The organism is Streptomyces sp. MCA2 (assembly GCF_023544705.1).
In the GTDB taxonomy this organism is placed as follows: Bacteria; Actinomycetota; Actinomycetes; order Streptomycetales; family Streptomycetaceae; genus Streptomyces; species Streptomyces decoyicus.
This window is the reverse complement of sequence record NZ_JAMJFM010000136.1, coordinates 1-430: the sequence shown is the minus strand read 5'-3', so window position 1 is coordinate 430 and position 430 is coordinate 1. Positions and strand designations below refer to the sequence as shown.

Annotated in this window: 1 protein-coding gene; it reads left to right on the top strand. The window is 67.9% G+C overall.

The features are described 5' to 3' along the window. The coding region (locus M8I34_RS42095; RefSeq protein ID WP_250058172.1) for a phosphopantetheine-binding protein at positions 1–430 on the top strand (430 nt) is incomplete at both ends.

Below are 430 nucleotides of genomic sequence, written 5' to 3'. Positions count from 1 at the left end.
CGGCTACCGCATCGAACTCGGCGAAATCGAAGCCGTCATCACCAACCACGCCCAGGTGCGCCAGGCAGCCGTCATCGTCCGCGAAGACCAGCCCGGCGACCAGCGCATCGTCGCCTACGTCGTCACTACGGAGGACGCTGACACGGCAACCGTCGACCTGCGGGAACACGCCGCGCAGGCCCTGCCGGACTACATGGTCCCCGCAGCCGTCGTCACCCTCGACACTCTCCCGCTGACGCCGAACGGGAAACTGGACCACAAAGCCCTCCCCGCACCCCAGTTCACCCCCACCACAACCACCCGCGGCCCCCGCAACACCCACGAAGAACTCCTCTGCCACGCCTTCGCCCAGATCCTCGGCGTGGACCGCGTCGGCATCGACGACAACTTCTTCGACCTCGGCGGACACTCCCTCCTCGCCACCCGCCTC